This window comes from Paracoccus seriniphilus (assembly GCF_028553745.1).
GTDB lineage: Bacteria > Pseudomonadota > Alphaproteobacteria > Rhodobacterales > Rhodobacteraceae > Paracoccus > Paracoccus seriniphilus.
Genome location: NZ_CP067129.1, coordinates 135,387 through 156,023 on the forward strand (window position 1 = coordinate 135,387; position 20,637 = coordinate 156,023).

Annotated in this window: 21 protein-coding genes; 14 read left to right on the forward strand and 7 right to left on the reverse strand. The window is 64.0% G+C overall.

The window, feature by feature from the left end; translation table 11 throughout:
- Positions 1–22: 22 nt before the first annotated feature.
- A complete protein-coding gene (locus JHW44_RS00630) occupies positions 23–1,396 on the forward strand; it encodes a leucyl aminopeptidase family protein (RefSeq protein ID WP_089344765.1) in 1,374 nt (457 codons plus the stop codon).
- Positions 1,393–2,220: a C40 family peptidase gene (locus JHW44_RS00635; RefSeq protein WP_089344766.1), complete on the forward strand. Its 828-nt coding sequence runs from the start codon at positions 1,393–1,395 to the stop codon at positions 2,218–2,220. The genes JHW44_RS00630 and JHW44_RS00635 overlap by 4 nt, the downstream gene beginning before the upstream one ends.
- 16 nt (positions 2,221–2,236) lie before the next feature.
- On the opposite strand, the gene truB is transcribed toward JHW44_RS00635, so the two are convergent.
- From truB to rbfA, 3 genes are read right to left on the reverse strand one after another with little or no spacing between them, the layout of a single operon-like run.
- A complete protein-coding gene (truB, locus tag JHW44_RS00640; RefSeq protein WP_089344767.1) occupies positions 2,237–3,130 on the reverse strand; it encodes a tRNA pseudouridine(55) synthase TruB in 894 nt (297 codons plus the stop codon).
- A gap of 53 nt (positions 3,131–3,183) precedes the next feature.
- Positions 3,184–3,942, reverse strand: coding sequence for a phosphodiester glycosidase family protein (locus JHW44_RS00645; RefSeq protein ID WP_089344895.1), 759 nt, complete (start codon positions 3,940–3,942; stop codon positions 3,184–3,186).
- Positions 3,932–4,363 (reverse strand): 30S ribosome-binding factor RbfA, encoded by a 432-nt coding sequence (gene rbfA, locus JHW44_RS00650; protein WP_179217737.1) that lies wholly within the window; start codon positions 4,361–4,363, stop codon positions 3,932–3,934. The genes JHW44_RS00645 and rbfA overlap by 11 nt, the downstream gene beginning before the upstream one ends.
- Before the next feature lie 70 nt (positions 4,364–4,433).
- Here rbfA and dapB point away from each other — a divergent pair, with 70 nt between their 5' ends.
- From dapB to JHW44_RS00700, 9 genes are all read left to right on the forward strand, one after another.
- A complete protein-coding gene (dapB, locus tag JHW44_RS00655; RefSeq protein ID WP_089344768.1) occupies positions 4,434–5,270 on the forward strand; it encodes a 4-hydroxy-tetrahydrodipicolinate reductase in 837 nt (278 codons plus the stop codon).
- Positions 5,271–5,375: 105 nt separating this feature from the next.
- On the forward strand, positions 5,376–6,788 hold the full coding sequence (tsaE, locus tag JHW44_RS20440; protein WP_089344769.1) for a tRNA (adenosine(37)-N6)-threonylcarbamoyltransferase complex ATPase subunit type 1 TsaE: 1,413 nt from the start codon (positions 5,376–5,378) through the stop codon (positions 6,786–6,788).
- Positions 6,773–7,447 (forward strand): nucleotidyltransferase family protein, encoded by a 675-nt coding sequence (locus JHW44_RS00670; RefSeq protein WP_089344770.1) that lies wholly within the window; start codon positions 6,773–6,775, stop codon positions 7,445–7,447. The genes tsaE and JHW44_RS00670 overlap by 16 nt, the downstream gene beginning before the upstream one ends.
- Entirely contained in the window at positions 7,440–10,388 is a 2,949-nt protein-coding gene (gene addB, locus JHW44_RS00675; RefSeq protein ID WP_089344771.1) for a double-strand break repair protein AddB, read from the forward strand. Before JHW44_RS00670 ends, addB begins: the two co-directional genes overlap by 8 nt.
- Positions 10,378–13,755: a double-strand break repair helicase AddA gene (addA, locus tag JHW44_RS00680; RefSeq protein WP_089344772.1), complete on the forward strand. Its 3,378-nt coding sequence runs from the start codon at positions 10,378–10,380 to the stop codon at positions 13,753–13,755. Before addB ends, addA begins: the two co-directional genes overlap by 11 nt.
- A 61-nt stretch (positions 13,756–13,816) precedes the next feature.
- Positions 13,817–14,137: a thioredoxin gene (trxA, locus tag JHW44_RS00685; RefSeq protein ID WP_089344773.1), complete on the forward strand. Its 321-nt coding sequence runs from the start codon at positions 13,817–13,819 to the stop codon at positions 14,135–14,137.
- A 190-nt stretch (positions 14,138–14,327) separates the two neighbouring features.
- A complete protein-coding gene (gene hslV, locus JHW44_RS00690; RefSeq protein WP_089344774.1) occupies positions 14,328–14,885 on the forward strand; it encodes an ATP-dependent protease subunit HslV in 558 nt (185 codons plus the stop codon).
- A gap of 54 nt (positions 14,886–14,939) precedes the next feature.
- Positions 14,940–16,247, forward strand: a complete 1,308-nt coding sequence (gene hslU / locus JHW44_RS00695; RefSeq protein ID WP_089344775.1) for an ATP-dependent protease ATPase subunit HslU — start codon at positions 14,940–14,942, stop codon at positions 16,245–16,247.
- A 56-nt stretch (positions 16,248–16,303) separates the two neighbouring features.
- Positions 16,304–16,480: a PLD nuclease N-terminal domain-containing protein gene (locus JHW44_RS00700; RefSeq protein ID WP_089344776.1), complete on the forward strand. Its 177-nt coding sequence runs from the start codon at positions 16,304–16,306 to the stop codon at positions 16,478–16,480.
- A gap of 15 nt (positions 16,481–16,495) precedes the next feature.
- Here the strand turns inward: JHW44_RS00700 and JHW44_RS00705 are convergent, their stop codons facing one another.
- Complete coding sequence (locus JHW44_RS00705) at positions 16,496–17,122, reverse strand: Smr/MutS family protein (RefSeq protein WP_089344777.1); 627 nt, start codon at positions 17,120–17,122, stop codon at positions 16,496–16,498.
- Positions 17,122–17,775 carry a Tim44/TimA family putative adaptor protein gene (locus JHW44_RS00710; RefSeq protein WP_089344778.1) on the reverse strand — a complete coding sequence of 218 codons (654 nt, stop codon included), beginning with the start codon at positions 17,773–17,775 and terminating at the stop codon, positions 17,122–17,124. Before JHW44_RS00710 ends, JHW44_RS00705 begins: the two co-directional genes overlap by 1 nt.
- A gap of 110 nt (positions 17,776–17,885) precedes the next feature.
- On the opposite strand from JHW44_RS00710, the gene JHW44_RS00715 reads away from it, so the two are divergent.
- The 3 genes from JHW44_RS00715 to JHW44_RS00725 are packed head-to-tail and all read left to right on the forward strand — an operon-like array spanning position 17,886 to position 19,641.
- A complete protein-coding gene (locus JHW44_RS00715) occupies positions 17,886–18,425 on the forward strand; it encodes an FxsA family protein (RefSeq protein WP_089344779.1) in 540 nt (179 codons plus the stop codon).
- A gap of 58 nt (positions 18,426–18,483) precedes the next feature.
- On the forward strand, positions 18,484–19,020 hold the full coding sequence (gene secB, locus JHW44_RS00720; protein ID WP_089344780.1) for a protein-export chaperone SecB: 537 nt from the start codon (positions 18,484–18,486) through the stop codon (positions 19,018–19,020).
- Positions 19,021–19,032: 12 nt separating this feature from the next.
- Positions 19,033–19,641: an HD domain-containing protein gene (locus JHW44_RS00725; RefSeq protein WP_089344781.1), complete on the forward strand. Its 609-nt coding sequence runs from the start codon at positions 19,033–19,035 to the stop codon at positions 19,639–19,641.
- 33 nt (positions 19,642–19,674) lie between these two features.
- On the opposite strand, the gene JHW44_RS00730 is transcribed toward JHW44_RS00725, so the two are convergent.
- Both JHW44_RS00730 and JHW44_RS00735 read right to left on the reverse strand, forming a co-directional pair.
- A complete protein-coding gene (locus JHW44_RS00730; protein ID WP_089344897.1) occupies positions 19,675–19,986 on the reverse strand; it encodes an H-NS histone family protein in 312 nt (103 codons plus the stop codon).
- A 74-nt stretch (positions 19,987–20,060) separates the two neighbouring features.
- A complete protein-coding gene (locus tag JHW44_RS00735) occupies positions 20,061–20,615 on the reverse strand; it encodes an ActR/PrrA/RegA family redox response regulator transcription factor (protein ID WP_089344782.1) in 555 nt (184 codons plus the stop codon).
- Positions 20,616–20,637: the final 22 nt, after the last annotated feature.

The following is a 20,637-nucleotide window of genomic DNA, read 5'->3' on the forward strand; positions in this document are numbered from 1 at the left end:
CACCACAGCCAAGGATCCAGCCATGACCCCCACATTCGCGCCGCATTCGGATGATGCCCTGCCCGTCTGGCCTCTCTGGAAGGGCGATTCCCTGCCACAGGAAATCGGTGACACCGCCTGGCCGACGGCTTGTGGGTTCGAGGCCAGCACCGGACAGATCTGTCTGATCCCGGACGGCGCGGGGGGAATTCGCGGGGCATTGTTTGGTCTGGGAGAACCTTCTCGTGCCAATCGCGAGCGCTTCGCCTTTGCGCACGCCTGCAAGCTGCCGGCACATGTCTGGCAGATCGCCGCGATGCCCGAGGGTTTCGACCCCGGCGAGGCCGCACTGGCCTGGCTGCTGGGACAATACCGTTTCACGCGCTACAAGGGTCAAGCGACCGACGGTCCGCGCCTGGTGGCCCCTCAGGGCGTTGACGCCGAGAGGATTCAAAAGATCGCCGCCGCCGAGTTTCTGACCCGAGATCTGATCAACACGCCCGCCAATGACATGGGGCCTGCCGAGCTGGAGGCCCGCGCCCGCCAGATTGCCGACGGCATTGGCGCCACCACGACAGTGATCCGGGGCGGCGAACTTCTGGCCGAGAACCTGCCGATGATTCATGCCGTGGGGCGCGCGGCCGAAGACGACCCGCGGCTTGTCGACATCCGGCTGGGCGACAGCGGGCCAATGCTGACCATCGTCGGCAAGGGCGTCTGTTTCGACACCGGTGGCCTGGACATCAAGCCGCCTTCCTCGATGGGGTTGATGAAAAAGGACATGGGCGGTGCGGCAAACGCCCTGGGTCTGCTGAAAATGCTGGCCGAAACCGGTGCCGCCAAGGGGCGGCGCATCCGCGTGCTGATCCCTGCAGTCGAAAACAGCATCGCCAGCAATGCCTTTCGTCCCGGCGATGTGCTGACCGGCCGCAACGGGTTGACGGTCGAGGTCAACAATACCGACGCCGAAGGACGGCTGGTTCTGGCCGATGCCATGGCCCTTGGGGCCGAGGAAAAGCCCGATCTGATGATCTCGCTTGCCACCTTGACCGGCGCGGCCCGTGTGGCGCTTGGCCCCGATATCCCGCCCTTCTATTGCGATGACGAACGGACGGCACAGGCCTTGGCGCAGGGCGCGCAATCCGCACGCGACCCGCTGTGGCGCATGCCCTTCTGGCCAGCCTATGAATCCATGATCGAACCGCAGATCGCCGATCTGGACAATGCACCCTCGGGCGGGATGGCCGGCTCGATCACCGCCGCGCTGTTCCTGCGCCGCTTCGCACAGGGCGCGCAACGCTATGTCCACCTGGACATCTATGGCTGGCAGCCCGCAGCCGCGCCCGGACGGCCCAAGGGCGGCGTCGGTCAGGGCGCAAGGGCGATCCTTGCCGCGCTGCCGGACATGTTGCCATGAGCCTGGATCGCCGCATCACCCCGGCCACGGATCGCGTCGCGCTGGACAGCCTGCGCGGCATTCTGGATCGTCCCGCCTATACGCCCGGACGCGCCGCGCGGGTGGCGGTGCCGCTGGCCGATCTGATGGCCGCCCCCGACGGAGGACGCGACCGGCAGGTGAATTTCGGCGCCGATGTCACGGTGATCGAGACACGCGATGACTGGAGCTTTGTCCAGACGGTTCCCGACGGCTATTGCGGCTGGCTGCGCAGCGCTGCCCTGACCGACCAGCGCCCCGCGATCACCCATCAGGTGATCGCCGCCGCCACCCATGTCTACCCTGCCCCCGACATGAAGCAGCATCAGTTGCATGCGCTCTCTCTGGGTGCGCGGCTGTCAGTGGCATCCATCGAAGGACGCTTTGCCGCCCTTGCGGGCGGAGGCTTTGTGCCGCTTCAACATATTTCTGACGGCCCCCAGGATGATCCCGTCGCGGTGGCCGAGGTCTTTCTGGGCACACCCTATCTGTGGGGTGGCAACAGCGACTGGGGCATCGATTGTTCGGGCCTTGCGCAGGCTGCGCTGACCGCTTGCGGCATCCCCTGCCCCGGCGACAGCGATCTGCAACGCGACAGCTTTCCCGAGGTCAGCGATATCCAGCGTGGCGATCTGCTGTTCTGGCCCGGCCATGTCGCAATGGCCATATCGCCAGAGATGATGATCCATGCCACGGCATGGAAGATGTCCGTGATCCGCGAGCCCATCAAGGCAGCCATCGCCCGGATCGACGCGGCGGGCGAGGGTCCTTTTCTGGGAATCAGACGGCCCGGCCAGCCGCGCTAGCGGACAGGGCCGAAGGTCACAGGTTGAAGACGCGCTCGGGCTGAACCATGCCGCCCTGGTAACGGCCGATACAGACCGGACCAGCGGCATCCGCGACCCAGACCAGTTCGCCCCATTCCGCGCCGCCGGTCACTTCGCCGGGGTTGCCGTTGCGGATACGCCGCGCCCCGTCGGGCGTGGCCCGCAGCATCGGCAGATCTGCCAGCGCGGTCTCCAGCGGCAACAGCTGGCTTTCCACCCAATCCTGCCGGTCGCGGTCGATATCCTCGAACCTGACACCATCCTCGACGTCAAAGGGGCCGGACCAGGTTCTGCGCAGATGTGCCACATGGCCCAGGCAGCCCAGCTTGCGCCCCAGATCGCGCGCGATCGAGCGCACATAGCCGCCCTTGCCGCAGACCATTTCCAGCCTTGCGCTGTGTTCATCGGCCTCAAGCAGGGTCAGGCTTTCGACCCAGAGCGGCCGGGCCGCCAGTTCAAGCTCTTCACCCTCACGGGCCAGATCATAGGCCCGCGCGCCATCGACCCTGACGGCGGAAAACTGTGGCGGAACCTGCATGATCTCGCCGGTAAATTCACCCAGCGCGGCCTCGACTTGCGCGCGCAAGGGACGGGAATCCGACTGGCGCACCACCTCGCCCGAGGCATCGTCAGTCGTGGTCTCCGCGCCCCAGGTGACAAGGAAATCATAGCATTTGAATGCATCGGTGATGGTTGCAACCGTCTTGGTCGCCTCACCCAGTGCCACCGCAAGAACCCCGGTCGCATCGGGGTCCAGCGTGCCGGCGTGACCGGCCTTCCTAGCGTCCAGCGCCCAACGCACCTTGTTGACCACGGATGTCGAGGTAATGCCCGCAGGCTTGTCCACGATCAGCCAGCCCGTGATGTCGCGACCCTTTTTGCGTGCCATGATACCCTCTGTGCATGCGAAGCAGCGGGGGATAGCCCCGCTTGCGAGAGGCGTCAACCGTTGCTGTCGACCAGACCGATGATCGGCCCCAGCGAACGCCCGAAATCGGCACGGTTCACCCCCGGCGCGTAAAGGCGCGAGATCGAACCATCGAAATACAGCGCATTCTGCACACCCAGCCCGTCACGAAACAGCCGCCCGAATTCGTGAAAGGTCACCGGGCGGTCCGATATCGCGAACCATGCCGTATCGCCATCAGGGGAAACACCCACACCGTTGCGGATATAGCGGCTGTCGGAATCGACCAGAAAGCGCGGATGCAGCGCCCCGTCGATCACCAGCATCGGCCCCGATTGCGTCGCCAACCGGCATTGCGGTCGGGTCTGGGAAAAGCTGCGGCTTTCGATCACCTGAAAGGGCCTGTCGCCGCCGGTGCAGAACACCCCATTGGGCAACATGCCGAAATTTCCGCTGCCGGCAGCAAGGTTGATGTCGGACAGCGTCTCGCCCTCGATCACCAACAGGCCAACGGGCCGGTAATCGGGATGGAACATCCCCGCATTCATCGCGAAGCCAAGCGTTTCATCGCCGCCAAGCGTCTTGCGGATATTGTTGAAATTGTTCAGCGGCCGCCCCTCGGCGTCGCTTTGCCACAGACGCAGCCGCGGTTCTTCTTCGGCGCTGACTTCGCAGACGACATAGCCCTGCCCGCCATGCTCCAGCCTGGCGCAGCCATCCGAAGAGGCGGGCAGCGCCAGTGCAAAGACCGCGCCCATTGCAACGCCAAGCTGGCGTTGCAGTTCAAGCATCATCGCGATCATCGCCATCGGGATCATCCGCGCGTTCGACATCGCGGCGCACCCGTTCGTCGGCGAACATGCGGCGCGTATCCTCCAGACGGTCGAAGGTCTCATCCAGCTGGAATTTCAGCTGCGGCGCATATTTCAGGGTCAGCCCCTTGGAGACCAGATGGCGCAGCTCTCCGGCATTGCGGCGCAGCGCCAGCAAGGCTTCCTCGGCCCCCTCTCCGCCAAGTGGCAGGACATAGGCCGTGACCACCTTCAGGTCGGTCGACGCCCGGACCTCGCCCACGGTAATCGAATGGCGGTTCAAGTCAGGATCATGCACATCGCCGCGCAAGAGCACGTCGGACAAGGTGCGACGGATAAGCTCGCCCACGCGCAGCTGGCGCTGTGAGGGACCTCGATCAGTGGAATAACGGTTCTGTGCCATGTTCCCGATGTAGGGGGTCGCGAGCCACACCGCAACGGGATATGACGCAGGAAAGCACTGGGGATGACACATGAGTGATTTCGAACAGACCGCATCGACCGACCTGCCCGGCGTCGTCGTGACCGGCGGATCGGGCAAAATGGGGCAGATGCTGATTCGGCTGCTGCTGGACAGCGATCAGGCGCGGCTGGCCGGCGTTCTCGAACGCCCTGGCCACGAGTGGATCGGGCGCGACATTGGCGAAGCAATGGGCGGCGCCCCCGTTGGCGTCACGGTCAGCGATGACGCGGTCGAAACCATCGCCCGTGCGCAGGCGGTGATCGACTTCACCGCACCCGCCGCGACGGTCGCATTCGCGGAACTTACCGCTCAGGCCCGCGCGGTGCATGTAATCGGCACCACCGGCATGTCGCCCGACGATCTTGCAAGGGTTGCCGCCGCCGCGCGCCACGCCCCGATCATCCGTGCCGGAAACATGAGCCTTGGTGTCAATCTGCTGGTGGGGCTGACGCGCAAGGTTGCCGCCGCGCTTGGCGAGGACTGGGATATCGAGGTGGTCGAAAGCCATCACCGCCACAAGGTCGACGCCCCCTCGGGCACCGCACTGATGCTGGGCGAGGCCGCCGCCGAAGGGCGCGGCGCGGAACTGGCCGACCTGCGCACCCCGGCGCGGGAAGGCATCACCGGCGCGCGGCGTCAGGGCAGCATCGGCTTTTCCGCCATTCGCGGCGGCGATGTCGTGGGCGAACATGACGTGATCTTTGCCGCCGATGGCGAAAGGTTGGTGCTGCGTCACCTGGCGACAGATCGCGCCATCTTTGCCCGTGGCGCGATCCGCGCGGCGCTGTGGGGGCAGGACAAGGGGCCGGGCGAATACGACATGTCCGATGTGCTGGGCCTGAACTGAACCGGACCGCCCCTTGTCGGCGCGTGCCCATGCCGGCCGCGCCGCTCGCCCCGGCGCATCACAGAGATCATTTGCACCCCGCCTCCAACGGGATAGAAGCATGGCATGACATCGAATTGCCTGATCGCCGACGAGACAACCACCGCCCTTCTGGCGCGCCTGCTGGCCGTGACCGCGCGTCCGGGACAGTCCATCCTGCTGGACGGGCCGGTCGGGGCCGGAAAGACGCATTTCGCCCGCGCCTTCATCCGTGCCCGTCAAGGCGATCTGGCCGAGGATGTGCCCAGTCCGACCTATACGCTGGTCCAGACCTATGACGACCCGATGGGCACCGAGATCTGGCATGCCGATCTGTATCGCCTGACCGACCCCTCCGAGCTGGACGAGCTGGGGCTGGAAGAGGCACAGGACAATGCCATCTGCCTGATCGAATGGCCCGACCGGCTGGAGTTCCTGCCTGAAAATGCATGGACCCTGGCCTTCGAAACGCTCGACGATCCCGATCTGCGCAGGATCACCCTGATAGGAGATGGAATTGAACGCCTGACCGAGGCGGCGCGTTTCCTGGTCGCCGCAGGGCGAGGCGAGGCGCAGGTTCGCCCCCTGGCCGCAGATGCCTCGGCAAGGCGATTTTTCCGCATCAGGTCAGATCAGGGCGCTGCAGTGCTGATGGATGACCCGGATGGCAGTTGCGCCCCCTTCTGCTCCATGACGGACTGGTTTCGCGAACGTGGCTTCGGCGCGCCCGAATTGTTGTATCGCGATGTCGCGGCGGGTTTCCTGCTGGTCGAGGATCTTGGCGACGATCTGGTCGCGCGGGTGCTGCAGCAGCGCCCCGACATGGCAACCCGGATTTATGACGGCATCACCGATTTCCTGATTGCATTGCACCGCCACGCCCCGCCGCCTTTCGTGCCAGCGCTGGATGGCGCGATGCTGGCCGAACAGGTCGGAATCTTCGCGCAATGGTATCCCCGCGCCGCCGGCTGCGATACCGCGCAGGCTCGGCAGATCGGATCGGTCATCGCCGATCTGCATGCCGAACTGGCCGCCGATCAGCAGCCGGTACTGTCGCTGCGCGATTTCCATGCCGAGAACCTGATCTGGCGCGACGATGCGCCCCTTGGGCTGATCGACTATCAGGACGCGGTCGCGACCCATCCGGCCTATGATCTGGTCTCGGCCCTGCAGGACGCGCGCCGCGATGTCGCCCCCGAGATCGAGAGCGGCGCCATCGCCCGCTATCTGGCCGCGACCGGGCTGGACAGCACGCGCTTTCACGCCGCCTATGCCCTGCTGGGTGCGCAAAGGAACCTGCGGATCATGGGAATTTTTGCCCGGCTGTGCCTGCGCGATGGCAAAGCCCGTTATCTGGATTTCATGCCCCGAGTCTGGGCGCATCTGCAGCGCGATCTGGCCCATCCCGAACTGGCACCTCTGGCCCGGCTGCTGGATGGCCTGCCCGCCCCTGACAGCGACACCATCGAAAGGATCCGCAGCCAATGCGCCCGCCCCTGATGATATTCGCCGCCGGATTGGGCACGCGCATGCGGCCCCTGACCAACGACCGGCCCAAACCGCTGGTCGAGGTCGCCGGCCAAAGCCTGCTGGACCGGGCGCTGGATCTGGGGCACGAGGCCGGAGTCACCCGGATCGTGGTCAACAGCCACTACCTTTCCGGGCAAATCGCGACACATCTGGCGGGAACGGATATCGCCATCAGCGATGAAAGCGACTGCCTGCTGGATACCGGTGGCGGCTTGCGCAAGGCCCTGCCGCTGCTGGGCAGGGGGCCGGTGGCGACCCTGAACCCCGATGTCGTCTGGTCGGGCAGCAATCCCCTGACCGCCTTGATCGCGGCATGGGATGACAGCATGGACGCGCTTATGGTCCTGGTGCCGCTGAAGAATGCAACCGCCCGGGTCGGCGGCGGCGATTTCGCGATGGACCCGCAGGGACGCATCCGCCGCAAGGGCGATTTCGTCTATGCCGGTGCCCAGATCATCCGCCCCGAACGTCTGGCCGAACTGCCCGAAAAGGTGTTTTCCCTGAACCGGCTGTGGGATCTGCTGATCGCTGATGGCAGGGCCTATGGCCTGATTCATGACGGCGGCTGGTGCGATGTCGGGCGCCCCGAAGCCATTCAACAGGCCGAGGCGATGCTGGCCAATGGCTGAGTGGGAAAACGGTCTCTTCGCGCTGCCTCCGGGCGTGGATTTCGCCGATGAATTCGTCGCGGGCTTTCTGAAAAGAATGGCTGCCCACCCGCCCGAGGACATCGCCCGCGTCACGATCTATGCCAATTCGGGCCGCACGCTGACGGCAATGAAACTGGCCTTTGATCGACGTGGTCCGCTTCTTCTACCCAAAATGCGGGTCGTAACCGATCTGGGTGCAGGCTCGGCAAAACTGGCCGGACCGCTGGTGGCACCGCTGGCGCGGCGGCTGGAACTGGCAAGGCTGATCGCCCGGTATCTGGAAGCCCGCCCCGATCTGGCCGCGGGTCATTCTGTTCCGGCACTGGCGCGCTCTCTGACCGATCTGATGACCGAAATGCAGACCGAAGGCTGCGGACCCGAAGCGCTAGAGGCGATCGACACCGGCGATCACGCCCGCCACTGGCAGAATGCCCTGGTCTTTCTGCGCATCGCGGCGGATTTCTTTCTGGCTACCGATGCCCCCGACCGCGCCGCGCGCCAACGCCTTGCCGCGGAAAGCATGATCGCGGATTGGACCGAAGGCCGAAACCTGCCCACGGATCCGATCATCGTGGCCGGGTCCACCGGGTCGCATGGCGCGACCCGCATGTTCATGCAGGCGGTGGCCGGGCTGCCCAATGGTGCGGTGGTCCTGCCCGGATTTGACCATGATCAGCCCGCCTCGGTCTGGGACGGCATCATCAGCGGGGCCGAGGATCACCCTCAGGCCCGCTATGCACCTCTGATCGAGGCGTTGGGATATCCGCGCAACTGGTCGGACCGCCCGGCCCCCGCGCCCGAACGCAATGCGCTGGTGTCGCTGGCCCTGCGGCCCGCGCCGGTGACCGATCAATGGATTGCCGAGGGTCCGCAGCTGCCGGACCTGATCGGTGCGACCCGCGATGTCACCCTGATCGAGGCAGACCAGCCCGGACAAGAGGCCGAGGCGATTGCCCTTGTCATGCGCGAGGCAGCCCAACGTCAGCAGCCCGTCACCCTGATCGCCGCCGACAGCGGGCTGATCCGGCGCGTGAATGCGGCGCTGGACCGCTGGCAGTTGCGCGCCGATGACAGCGCCGGTCGCCCCCTGCCGCTGACCGCGCCGGGGTTGTTCCTGCGCCAGATCGCCGAGCTGTTCGGCCAGCCGCTGACCATCGACCGGCTGCTGATCCTGCTGAAGCACCCGCTGACCGCCACCGGATCGCAACTCATCGAAAGTCGCGAGGCCCGCAAACAGGCCCGCGATCTGGAGCTGCAGCTGCGCGCCAAGGGCCCCAGCTTTCCCGACCCCGAGCATCTGCTGGACTGGGGCAGCAAGGCCGACCAGACCCGCAAGATCTGGGCCGAATGGGTGGCGGGCTTGATCGCGCGGATCAAATCCCATGAAAATGACACGGCCCGCCGTCCGATCCCCGACCGACTGTCCGATCTGTGCAATATCGCGCAGGATCTGGCCGCCGGTCCACAGGGCGATCACGAAGCCTCGGAACTGTGGAAGAAGAAGCCGGGGCAGCTTGCGCGGATCTGTCTGGAACATCTGCAAACCCATGCCGGAAACGGTCCCGATCTGAGTCCGGGCGATTTCGCCTCGCTGCTGCTGGGCGAGATGCAGGAACTGTCCGACCGGACCGAGGCCGATTACCACCCGCTGCTGAAGATCCGCGGCCCGCGCGAGGCACGCATCGTCAACGATGATCTGGTCATCCTGTCGGGGCTGAACGAAGGCGGCTGGCCGCGCGCCCTCAGCCCCGATCCATGGCTGTCGCGGCAAATGCGCAGTCAGGCGGGGCTGACCTCGCCGGAACGGCTGATCGGGCTGGCCGCGCATGACTTCCAACAGGCCATCGGTGCCGCACAGGTCATCCTGACCCGCGCGCGGCGCGATGCCGAGGCCGAGACCATTCCTTCACGCTGGCTGAACCGGCTGACCAACCTGATGGCCGGCCTGCCCGAACGCAATGGTCCGCAAGCCCTGCAGCAAATGCGCGACCGAGGCAATCACTGGCTGACCCTGGCCGAGCGCCTTTCGCGCCCCGACAAGACGGTTGCGCCAGCGCGGCGACCCTCTCCGATCCCCCCGGCGCCGCCGTTTCACGAGTTGCCGGTCACCGATGTCTCGCTGCTGATCCGCGACCCCTATGCGGTCTATGCCAAGCGCGTTCTGGGGCTGCGACCGCTGAACCCGCTGCGTCCCGAACCCGATCCATCGCTGCGTGGCCAGACCCTGCACAAGATCGTCGAGAAGCTGCTGAAGGCCAAGCCCGATGCGGACACCCCGCCTGAACGGCTGAAGGCGGACCTTCTGCGGATCACCGCCGAGGTCCTTGCCGAGGATGTGCCCTGGCCCTCGGCACGGGCCTTCTGGCAGGCGCGGATCGAACGGATCGCCGATCAGATCGTCAGCGATGAACTGGACCGGCTGGCACAGGGCCACCCCCATGTGGTCGAGGCGCGCGGCGCGATCACCACGCCGGGGATGGAGTTCAGGCTGACCGCGAAACCGGACCGGATCGACCTGCTCAATGACGGGCAGGCGATGATCTATGACTACAAATCCGGCAGCCCGCCCACCGATGCCCAGATCGAGCATTTCGACAAACAGCTGATCCTCGAGGCCGCCATGGCGCGCCGGGGCGGCTTTGCCGATCTGGGGCCGGTGGATGTGGCCGGCATCCGCTATATTCAGCTGGGCGGCGATGGCAAAACCCATGCGCGCAATTATTCCCCCGAATTCGAGGCCGAGAACTGGAACGGTTTCCTGCGCCTGATCGCCGCCTATCTGACCGGAGAAGCAGGCTTCAGCGCCAAGCGCGCGCCCGTCAAGACAAGCCATGCGGGCGACTATGATCACCTGGCCCGACTGGGCGAATGGACGCTGGCCGATCCCACGGTGCCAGAAAAGGTCGGCCATGACGAATGATGCAACGCTGAACCAGATTGCCGCCGCCGATCCGGGGCGCTCCACATGGCTGACGGCCAATGCGGGATCCGGCAAGACCCGGGTTCTGACCGATCGCGTGGCACGGCTGCTGCTGGCGGGCAGCCCGCCCGAGCGGATTCTCTGCCTGACCTATACCAAGGCCGCCGCGACCGAGATGCAGAACCGGCTTCTGCAGCGACTGGGAAAATGGGCCATGCTGCCCGAGGACAAGCTGCGCGCGGAACTGCATGATCTGGGCGAGGTCCATGCCCCCGATCTGGCCGAGGCCCGCCGCCTGTTCGCCCGCGCCATCGAAACCCCCGGTGGACTGAAGGTTCAGACCATCCACAGCTTCTGCGCAGCGTTGCTGCGGCGCTTTCCGCTGGAAGCCGGGGTTCCGATGGGCTTTTCGGAAATGGATGACCGCAGCGCCCGCACATTGCGCGCCGAAATCGTCGAGGAAATGGCCGAAGACGCCCATCCTGCCATCCGCGATCTGACCTCGCTGCATGGTGGTGACAATCTTGACGGTTTCCTGGCCGGTCTGTCCGAGGCCGATTTTGCCGAACCCGCAGACCGTGATGCAATCTGGACCGTCTTGGGCCTGCCCGCCGGTCTGGATACGGACAGCCTGCTGGGACAGGTTTTCGATGGAAATGAGGGCGATCTGTTCGATGCGCTGATCCCGAGTTTTGCCAAGGGTTCCAGCACGGATGCCAAGCTGGCCGACAAGCTGCGCCAGGGGAACTGGCGCGATCCGGGTCTGGCAGAGCTGCATATCCTGATCGGCGCCCTGCTGACCGGCGAAAAGGCCAAGGAACCCTTTTCCGCCAAGATCGGCAAATTGCCCACCAAAGCGCTGCAGACCGGTGCCTGCGCCCCCTTCATGCCCGAACTGGAGGATCTGATGCTGCGGGTGCAAGAGGCACGGCCCTTGGCACTGGGGCTGAATCTGGCACAAAAGACGCTGGCCCTGCACCGCTTTGGCCATGAATTCACCCGGCGCATGGCGCAACGCAAGGCGGCGCATGGCTGGCTGGATTTCGACGACCTGATCCTGCACACGGCACGATTGCTGCAGGAATCCAGCATGGCGCAATGGGTGCTGTGGCGGCTGGATGGCGGTATCGACCATATTCTTGTCGATGAGGCCCAGGACACCAGCCCGGCGCAATGGCGGGTGATCCGCAGTCTGACCGATGAATTCACCAGCGGCATGGGCGCGCAGGACCGCAACCGCACATTGTTCGTCGTGGGCGATCCCAAGCAGTCGATCTACTCCTTCCAGGGCGCGGATATCGCCGTCTTCGAAGAGATGCGCGAGCGCTTTGCCCATGACTTCGACGCCGTCCAGCGCCCGATGCAGCGGCGCGGGCTGGCCCACAGCTTCCGTTCGTCGCCCGCAGTGCTTTCGCTGGTCGATGCGGTCTTTCAGGACGAGGCCGCCGAGGGGCTGGGCGAACCACCTCGCCATATCGCCTTTCGCGACAAGTTGCCTGGCCGGGTGGATATCTGGCCGCCCCTGCCCGAGCCCGAAAAGCCCGAGGCCACCGATTGGACCGCGCCCGTGGATGCGCCGGCCGAGAATGCCGCCGATACGGTATTGGCCCGTGCTATTGCCGCGCAGATCAAGGAGATGATCGGCACGCCCTTCCTTGACCCGAAATCGAACCGGGTGCGCAATATCACACCGGGCGATATCCAGATTCTGGTTCAAAGGCGTGCCGGCCTGTTTGACGACCTGCTGCGCGAATGCAAGGCCGCCGATCTGCCCGTGGCGGGGGCCGACCGGCTGAAGCTGGCGGCAGAACTGGCAGTGCGCGACATCACCGCGACCCTGTCGGTTCTGGCCACGCCCGAGGACGACCTGTCGCTGGCCGCCGCGCTGCGATCACCGCTATTCGGTCTGACCGAAGACGAGCTGTTCCGTCTGGCCTCGGGGCGCGGCAAGGCCTTTCTGATCCAGCGCCTGCGCAATTCCGAGCACCAACGGGTGCGCGACATGCTGGGCGATCTGATGGATCAGGCCGATTTCATGCGGCCCTATGATCTGATTTCGCGGTTGCTGACACGCCATGGCGGCAGGGCGGCCCTGCTGGCGCGGCTGGGCAGCGAGGCAGAAGATGGCATTGACGAACTGCTGTCACAGGCACTTGCCTATGAGAGTGTCGAAACCCCGTCCCTGACCGGTTTTCTGGTCTGGCTGTCCAGTGATGATGTCGAGGTCAAACGGCAATTGCCGGGCGGTGAAGGCGGGTTGATCCGCATCATGACGGTGCATGGCTCCAAGGGGCTGGAAAGCCCGGTCGTCATCCTGCCCGAAACCAAGAAACGCCGCCCCGACAGCCGCGCCCGCACCGTGCGGATCGGGAATATGCCCACATGGCGCGGCAGCTCGGGTGAACGGCCCGACGTGGTCGCCGAAGCGGTAGCAGAACTGGCCCTGCGGCAGGAACAGGAGCGCCGCCGCCTGCTCTATGTGGCACTGACGCGGGCCGAAAGCTGGCTGATCGTGGCGGCGGCCGGAGAAACCGGCGACGGTCTGGAAAGCTGGCACAGCATGATCGCCGCCGGCCCCGCACGCAGCGACCTGATCCGCAGCAATATCGAGATCGAGGGCATCGGCACCGGCCTGCGGCTGTCCTATGGCGACTGGCCCTCGGATCCGGTGGAAGAGGCCAGACCTGCGCCCCTTCCCGATGTGACCCTGCCCGACTGGACCAGACTGCCCGCGCCGCCCCCGCCCGAACGCATCCTGCCCGTGACCGCAACGGGCCTGGGTGGCGCCAAGGTGATTGGCGCTCCCATCGAGGACGCCGATCCGGTGGCCGCAATGTTGCGCGGCACGCGGCTGCATCTGTTGCTGGAACATCTGCCCGGTACGGCAAGGGAAGAATGGCCCGATCTGGCACTGTCCGCGCTTGCGGGGGCGGAAGGCGGGCTGCCCGATGCCGATGAACTGGACTGGCTGCTGGGCGAAGCCGAAGCATTGATCCATGCACCCGAACTGTCCGAGGTCATGACCCCGCCCCCCGAGGCCAGGATCCTGCGCGAGGTGGAACTGACCGCGACCCTGCCGGCAATCGGCCTGCTGCATGGCACCATCGACCGTCTGGTGGTCACAGCGGGGCAAGTTCATGCCATTGACTACAAGTCCAACAGCCTGGTTCCCGACCGTCCCGAGGCCACGCCCGAAGGCGTGCTGCGACAAATGGCGGCCTATCGCGATGCGCTGCGACTGATCTATCCGGGTCATGAGCTGCGCGTTTCGGTGCTGTGGACGGCATCGCGTCAACTGATGAACATTCCCGACGGGTTGATGGATGACGCGCTGGCTGCACTTGACCCGGCGCGTCTGCGTTCATAGCTGTGTCGGGAACCCATCCCGCCGGCCTTGTCACGACCGGCCCTCGCAAGGAGCTTGAAGCATGGCAACCGTGCATGTGAATGACGCCGATTTCGACACCGAAGTCCGCAAAGCCGATACCCCGGTCATCGTCGATTTCTGGGCAGAGTGGTGCGGGCCCTGCAAACAGATCGGACCGGCTCTGGAAGAACTGTCCGATGAATATGCGGGCAAGGTGAAAGTGGTGAAGGTCAATGTCGACGAAAACCCCGAACAGGCAGCGGCTCTGGGCGTGCGCGGCATTCCGGCGCTGTTCATGTTCAAGGACGGCGAAGTGATCTCGAACCGCATGGGCGCAGCGCCCAAAGCCGCGCTGAAAAGCTGGATCGACGAATCCGTCTGATCGGCGTTGACGACAATTTCCCGACGCCGCGACCACAAGGGTCGCGGCGTTTTGCATGACAGGGCGGTTTTCAGGGCAACCCGGCAGCCTGCAGCGACCCGATGCCCCTGCAGCGGGCAGTTTGACGGGTTGCGCAACCGCAAGCCTATCCATATCTGACCCCCAAACGCACAAGCGACGGAGACCCTTCATGGCGGACGATTCTTTTCCCGGCTGGCACGGCACCACAATTCTGGCGGTGCGCCGCGGCGGCAAGGTGGTTGTTGCCGGCGACGGTCAGGTCAGCGTCGGCCAGACCGTCATGAAAGGATCGGCACGCAAGGTCCGGCGCCTTTCGCCGGGTGGACGCGATGTCATCGTGGGCTTTGCAGGTTCCACCGCAGATGCCTTTACCCTGCTGGAACGACTGGAAAAAAAGCTGGAAGCCGCGCCGGGGCAATTGCAACGCGCCTGTGTCGAACTGGCCAAGGATTGGCGCACCGACAAATATCTGCGCAACCTGGAAGCCATGCTGATCGTCACCGATGGCGATCAGGTCTATGTCGTCACCGGGGCCGGCGATGTGCTGGAACCCGAACATGATGTCGCCGCGATCGGATCGGGTGGAAACTTCGCGCTGGCGGCGGCTCGCGGCCTGCTGGAAACCGATCTGGATGCCGAGGCGATTGCCCGCAAGGCGATGGCCATTGCCGCAGACATCTGCGTCTACACCAATGGAAACCTGAAGGTCGAAACGCTGGCGCGCTAGACCCGCGGCGCCCGCCCTTCTTCGACACTGACGACAGCCAACCCGAGGCATATCATGACCGACCTGACCCCGCGCGAAATCGTATCCGAACTGGACCGCTTCATCATCGGCCAGAAAGAGGCGAAACGCGCCGTCGCCGTCGCCCTGCGCAATCGCTGGCGGCGCAAGCAACTGGGCGATGACCTGCGCAACGAAGTCTATCCCAAGAACATCCTGATGATCGGGCCGACCGGCGTCGGCAAGACCGAGATCAGCCGCCGCCTGGCCCGCCTGGCCAATGCGCCCTTCATCAAGGTCGAGGCCACCAAGTTCACCGAGGTCGGCTATGTCGGGCGCGATGTCGAACAGATCATTCGCGATCTGGTCGATGCCGCCGTGATCGACACCCGCGAACGCATGCGCGAAGAAGTGAAATCCCGCGCCCATGACTCTGCGCAGGAACGCGTGATCGACGCGCTGGCCGGCGATGGCGCCCGCGATGCCACACGCCAGATGTTCCGTGACAAGCTGAAACGGGGCGAGCTGGACGATACCGAGATCGAACTGGAACTGCAGGACAACTCCAGCCCTCTTGGCGGCATGGAGATCCCCGGCCAGCCCGGCGCAAGCCTTGGCGGCATGATGGATCTGTCGGGCCTGATGAAGGCCTTTGGCGGTCGCCGCGTGCGCCGCAAGGTCACCGTTGCCGAAAGCTATGACCTGCTGATCGCCGAAGAGGCCGACAAGCTGCTGGATGACGAGGCCGTCAAGGCGGCCGCACTGGAATCGGTGCAGGAAAACGGCATCGTCTTCATCGACGAGATCGACAAGGTCTGTGCGCGCTCCGACGCCCGGGGCGGCGATGTCAGCCGCGAAGGCGTTCAGCGCGACCTGTTGCCGCTGATCGAGGGCACTACCGTCAGCACCAAATATGGCCCGCTGAAAACCGACCATATCCTGTTCATCGCCTCGGGCGCCTTCCATGTCTCGAAACCCTCGGACCTGCTGCCCGAGCTTCAGGGTCGTCTGCCCATCCGGGTCGAACTCCGCGCCCTGACCGAAGGCGATTTCGTGCGCATCCTGACCGAAACCGACAACGCCCTGACGCGCCAGTATACCGCGCTGATGGCCACCGAGAATGTCACCGTCAACTTTACCGAGGACGGCATCTCGGCCCTGGCGCGCATTGCCGCCGAGGTGAATGGCACGGTTGAAAACATCGGCGCACGTCGCCTGTATACCGTGATCGAACGCGTTTTCGAGGAACTGTCCTTCGATGCGCCCGATCAAGGCGGAACACAGGTCGATGTCGATGCAGCCTTTGTCGAACGCTATGTCGGCGATCTGTCGCGGTCGGCCGACCTGTCCCGCTACGTTCTGTAGGAACCGCTTGGTGGTCTGGGGTGTTCATCTCTGGACCACCAACAGGGAAAGCGGCCATGGAATATATCTTCGGGATCATCATCTTTGTTCTGGATGTCTGGGCAATCGCCACGGTCATCAACACGAATGAGACCGCCGGCACCAAGTTGCTGTGGATTGTCCTGATCGCCGTTCTGCCGGTCCTGGGACTGCTGATCTGGTATTTCGCCGGCCCCAGAGGCAACCGCGCCTGAACAGTTGCAGCGGCGCTACCTGATGCCGCTGCGCCGCAGATAGACGTAATATGCGCCCTCGCCGCCATGCCGGTAATGTGCAGCGCTGACCTGCTGCACGACCGCGTTCAGAGGCGGGCTGTGCAGCCAGTAGGGCACCTGATGACGCAAGGCCCCCGGGCGCGTGGGCAAGGGACCATGATCGCCCCGCCCCTTGCCGGTGATGACCAGCACCAGCCGCAGAGCGTTCGCATGACAACCGAGGATGAACTGGATCAGTTCGGGGTGGGCAGCGCTCAGCGTCAGCCCATGCAGGTCAAGTCGCGCCTGCGGGGCGATCTTGCCCTGCGACATCTTGCGATGGGTCTTGTGGTCCATGCGCAGGGGCGCGCTGCGCAAACGCTCGGCAGGGCTGGCTTCGCGCTGGAATGTTCCCGTCGGGCCCGGGGCATGCTGTCCAAGACGGAATTTCGACAGTTCGGCACGCATCAGGGCCGCCTCGGCCTTTGCCTTGCTGCCTGCGCGCGGAATCACTGGGGGCGCATCCTGCGCGCCCCCTTCCTCCGGTTGCTGGCTTTTCGAGGGCAGAGGGGTCGCGCTGCGCGCCACCCTTGACCAAAGCTCGCGTTCTTCAGGGGTCAAGCCCCGCCGACGCCGGGCCATCAGCCGGTCGCGACCAGCTGCCAGTTCGGATCGTCCTGCCCCATGCGCCGCGCGAAGGTCCAGACGTCACGCTGCTTGCGCGATGTCTTGGGGTCGCCATCGACGACATTGCCTTCGGCGTCCCGTGTCGCGGCGATCAGCTCGCCAACGAAGCGCACCGACACCTCGGCAAGACCCGACTGCGCGTCGAATTCGGCGCTGGCCAGAGTCGTCTCGCGCACCCCCAGAAACTGCGCCTGAACGCTGTAGCCCTGCGCCTTGCGGTGGTCGATGACCGATTGGAACGCATCCGCGACGGGTTCTGCCAGGAAAGGACGAACATCGCTGAGATCGCCGTTTTCGAACGCCATCAGGATCATCTCATAGGCCGATTTGGCACCGGTCAGGAAATCATGCACACCGAAAGAGGGCTCGGCACGTTTCATGGCGGCCAGCGCCGTGGCGGCCGGGCTGTCGGCATCGACAAGCTCGACGATGTCGTGATCGACCTCATCCGCGCTGCCCTCGATCACCTCGAAGCGACGTTTTGCCACAGGGGCTTCTTCCTGGGGCGGCTCGAATCCGTCACGCGTTCCCAGCACATTGCGAAGCCGCAAGATCAGGAAGATCGCGATCGCGGCCAGCACAAGCAACTGGATCAGCGGATTGGTCATGTGGAATGCCTCAAATCTGACGGTGCGGTTTGTTTCTTTGCTCTTAAACCCTATGTAAGTACCGTCCCGGTGCAAGTCCAGTTCAGGCACCGACAGAGAGGGGAATTCACATGTGGCTTTTCTGGCTGTTCGTTGCCGTGCCGATCATTGAAATCGCGTTGTTCATTCAGGTCGGCGGGCTGATCGGCCTGTGGCCGACCCTGGCCATCGTGATCCTGACGGCCCTGGTCGGCACCTCGCTGATGCGCAGCCAGGGGGCAAGCGCGCTGGCCGAAGTGCAGCGCAGCTTCAACGAATTGCGCGATCCCAGCCGGCCGCTGGCCCATGGCGTGATGATCCTGATCGCGGGCATGCTGCTGTTGACCCCCGGTTTCTTCACCGACAGCGTCGGACTGCTGCTGCTGGTGCCGAAACTGCGCGATCTGGTCATGACGAAACTGTCGCGTCACGTTCAGGTCTCGGGCTTCAGCGTCAATGCCGGGATGTACCGCCAGTCTTCGGGGCGCAAACCCTATGACGACGGTGTCATCGACGGTGAATACGAGGTGTCAGATGACGCCGATCGGCGCCACCCGCCCTCGGATCTGCCGCCGGAACTGGGCCATGACGGCGGATCGCCACGCCGGAACTCGGGCTGGACGCGCCATTGAGGCCGTAACAACCACCTGCTAGAACCTGCCTCAAGTTCGTACTTGTGAGGTAGAAAGAATGGCTGAAGAAAACACCCCGAACGGCGAAGCAACCGCAGAGCAACCCGCCCAGCCGCAGGTGCGGATGCAGATCCTGGCGCAATATATCCGCGACCTGTCCTTTGAAAACGCGGTTGCAACCAAGGGTGCGCCGTCGGGCGATGTCCAGCCCGAAATGACCGTGCAGGTCAGCCTGGATGCACGCAAACGCACGACCGAACATCAATATGAAGTGATCTCGAAGTTCCGGATCACCTCGAAGAACAAATCCGATGACAGCACGATGTTCCTGATCGAGCTGGATTACGGCGGAGTTTTCCATGTCGAAGGCGTGCCCCAGGAACAGATCCATCCCTTCCTGATGATCGAATGCCCCCGCATGCTGTTCCCCTTCGTGCGCCGCATCGTTTCGGACCTGTCGCGTGACGGCGGCTTCCCGCCCTTCAACATGGACCCGGTCGATTTCGTCGCGCTGTATCGTCAGGAGCTGGCCCGGCGGGCACAGGCTCAGGCCCAGGCCGAGAGCGGCGCTCCGGCCAACCAGAAGCTGTCCTGAGGACCACGCCTGATGGCGAGCGGATCCCGTCGCGCCTGGCAGCGAATGCTGTCAGGCCGACGCCTCGACCTTCTGGACCCGACACCTTTTGATATCGAGATCGAGGATATTGCCCACGGTCTTGCCTTCGTGGCCCGCTGGAATGGTCAGACGCAGGGTGACTGGCCCTATTCGGTCGCAGAACATTCCATCCTGGTCGAGGAAATCCTGATCCGTCTTTACCCGACGATCGAACCGCTCTGGCGGCTGGCAGCGCTGCTGCATGATGCGCCGGAATATGTCATTGGCGACATGATCTCTCCGGTGAAGGCCGCATTGGGAGAAGAATATGGCGCCATGGATGAACGGCTGACCGCCGCAATTCATCGCCGCTTTGGTCTGCCGGCCACCCTGCCTGCAGCCGTGAAGAAGAAGATCAAGGCAGCGGACCGGATCTCGGCCCGGCTGGAAGCGGTGGAAATCGCCGGTTTCTCGCAGAGCGAGGCAAAGCGACTGTTTCCGATTTCCAATTCCGAGATCCTGCCATCGCTTGGCATAACGCTAAGGCCACCGGCAACGGTGCGCGCCGCCTATCTGGAACGATTCAGGTCACTGATGGAACTGATCGATTCCGCAAGATAATGAACAGGCGGGCCAGAACCCGCCTGTTTCATTTCAGATCAAGAGATCTTCCAGAGTTTTCCCGTTCTCCAGATTTTCCTGAACCCAGCGCGGTTTACGTCCGCGACCGGTCCAGGTCATGGTCGGATCATCGGGATTTGCATATTTCGGAGCAACGGTTCCGGTCCGCGGGGGTTTGGCGCCCGTCAATTCGGCCAGATTGAAACCATGCGCCCGCGCAGCCTCTTCAACAGCTGCCAATGCTTCGCGCCTCTTGCGATCCTCATAAGAATTGATCGCACGGTCAAGTTTTGCCCGCAATTCCTGCATTTCCTTCAAGCTCAGCTTGTCGAAATCAATATTCATTTCTTCGGCGTCCATTTTCTGAGATTCGCGCAAGCTATATCAGACCACAAGATTATCAAGAGAATAGAATCAATTTATCTTGGTCCGCGCTTGGCGAGAATTCGCTGAAGTGTGCGCCTATGCATATGCAATCTGCGCGCAGTTTCGCTTACATTTCGTTCACATTGCTCGTAAACCCGTTGAATATGTTCCCATCTCACGCGATCTGCGGACATCGGATTTTCCGGTGGCGGCGGCAATAGCTCTCCATCCGCCAAAAGCGCCGAGGTGATGTCATTCGCATCGGCGGGTTTGGACAAATAGTCTGTCGCACCGATTTTCACCGCCGCGACCGCAGTGGCGATGGCCCCATAGCCCGTCAACACGATAATCCGGGCATCTTCGCGCGCCTCGCGCAGGCTCTCGACCACATCCAGTCCATTGCCATCTTCCAGGCGCAAATCAATGACCGCATATGCTGGCGGAGATTGTTCGATCATTTTCATCGCATCCGAGATCGAAAGGGCCGTGCGCGTTTCAAATCCGCGCCGCTCCATCGCCCGCGCCAATCTGGTCACGAACATTTCATCGTCATCAACCAACAGCAATGACGGGTCCGGACCAAGTGCCGGCCGTTTGTCTTCTTCCATTCTCAGCCCTCACTTTCGGATC